This is a genomic window from Aliivibrio sifiae (genome assembly GCF_002954705.1).
Taxonomy (GTDB): domain Bacteria; phylum Pseudomonadota; class Gammaproteobacteria; order Enterobacterales; family Vibrionaceae; genus Aliivibrio; species Aliivibrio sifiae_A.
In genome coordinates this window covers 569,525-571,188 of sequence record NZ_MSCO01000002.1, presented here as the reverse complement: position 1 = coordinate 571,188, position 1,664 = coordinate 569,525, and the positions used below count along the sequence as shown (strand labels likewise).

The following is a 1,664-nucleotide window of genomic DNA, read 5'->3' as shown; positions in this document are numbered from 1 at the left end:
GTTAGCTGAATTTTAACGCCTTAATCACTGAAATTAAAGGCAAACTGACAACGCCGAGTGTAGCAAATCGTGTTGATGCATTTGTTATGCGATACCTACAGTTTGTACCGGAACCCAACCTTTTTCGCCACGGGTATTTACTACAAGAAACCATTCATTTAGCTCAGATAAAACCGTTAACGATTCACTCATTTTGGTATCGAGTTCAAAAGCATTGTAATTACATTTGGCTATTCCTTTAGTTTTACATTCAGCCATTTCAATATAATCAACCGGTGCCCAACCTTCATTTCCATCGGTAGTTATCGTTCTGATCCAACCAATAAATTCAGTATCAAGATGACCAAGAATTAAAGACTCGCCTTTGTTAAACGAAATTGGATTTGGATAATCTGATTTATGAGCTTCCTTAACTACAACTTCCATAATATTTCCTTATATCTTCTATTCGCATAACGCTGGCATAACACGTTTATTACCATGCAAACCAACCTGAATTTAACCGCCTTAATCACGAAACCCAAGGCAAACCCAGAACGCCGAATGTAATAAATCGTGTTGATGCGATTGTTGTGCGTGCTTACTTTCGGCTTGGCTAGCTTGATAAAGAACTGCCCTGCCAACATTTTTTAAGCCTTGATTTTAATTTACCGATGCCAATTAAGCGAACAAAATGTTCTTAAAATGCGAGATAAAGTGAATGGAAACAGATACATTTCATACGCCATTTGAACGGTTTGGTTTCAGCAAGTTTGAAACTGAAAAACTAAATACACTCGCCACAATTTGGATTGAAAATGCTGCGAGGAAAACACTGATGAAGACTAAAATGAGGCATAACCAAAGAACAATTGAAGCGTAAAATAGCTTCTGAAACGCCTGAACTTAGGAAAATAAGGGCTAATTTGCCGAACCTGATGAAATGAAAACCAAAAGGCAACAAAGAAGAAATTTACGCTTACTAAGCCGAAACTACGAAAGCCGCGATCCTTTTGATGAACCGTGCAAAAAATTTCGGACTCAGTGCGCACAACGCCTGCATAACACGTTTGCTACCATGCAGATTAAGCCCAAACTTACCACTTAACACGGTAAACTCAAAGAAACCTAGAATGCCGAATGTAGCAAATCGTGTTGATGCATTTGTTATATTAGCTTGTTAATTTTAACGCCATATTCATTTTTTAGCATTTCAGCTTTCTTTAATTTAATTTCAGTTCCTTTAATTAGCTGTTTAATAATTCCTATATTGCGTTCAGGCGTTCTTAGTCCAATAATTATTGATGTTATTTTACCAGGTAATGGTATCGACGTATTACCGTCAAGAATTAACATTCGCCACTCCTTTTCATAAGCCCAATCTCTGGATTTAGACCACAACATTTTCCGAGTAACACTGCCTGCCTTTTTAGTAATAAAATCCAAAGCTTTTACTCTTGGGTACCCTATCAAATATTTAACAGGACGAGTAACATCATCTCGCCCAAGACTATTTAGCTCAGAGCGCTCAAACTCAATACAAATACCATGATGATCATCAGCATAATGAGCCCACATGAGAATATTCTTAGGGTCCTCAGATAAAGATAGTACACCCATATTTTGATTCTCTTGATGAAACTTATCTATTCCAACTGATAAATTATTTAAAAAATCCTTTGGTA

At 36.8% G+C, this 1,664-nt stretch carries 3 protein-coding genes; 1 reads left to right on the top strand and 2 read right to left on the bottom strand.

Annotation, left to right across the window (positions count from 1 at the left end; translation table 11 throughout):
- Positions 1–84: 84 nt before the first annotated feature.
- On the bottom strand, positions 85–426 hold the full coding sequence (locus tag BTO22_RS13585) for a hypothetical protein (RefSeq protein ID WP_017019159.1): 342 nt from the start codon (positions 424–426) through the stop codon (positions 85–87).
- Positions 427–700: 274 nt separating this feature from the next.
- On the opposite strand from BTO22_RS13585, the gene BTO22_RS13580 reads away from it, so the two are divergent.
- Entirely contained in the window at positions 701–862 is a 162-nt protein-coding gene (locus BTO22_RS13580; RefSeq protein WP_258132586.1) for a hypothetical protein, read from the top strand.
- 284 nt (positions 863–1,146) lie between these two features.
- On the opposite strand, the gene BTO22_RS13570 is transcribed toward BTO22_RS13580, so the two are convergent.
- Positions 1,147–1,664, bottom strand: a 518-nt coding sequence (locus BTO22_RS13570) for a DUF2971 domain-containing protein (protein WP_105055962.1), incomplete at its 5' end; no start/stop codon positions are given.

Coding starts and splice junctions, on each gene's coding strand:
- BTO22_RS13585 (WP_017019159.1), bottom strand. CDS start 426: ATGGAAGTTGTAGTTAAGGAAGCTCATAAATCAGATTATCCAAATCCA.
- BTO22_RS13580 (WP_258132586.1), top strand. CDS start 701: ATGGAAACAGATACATTTCATACGCCATTTGAACGGTTTGGTTTCAGC.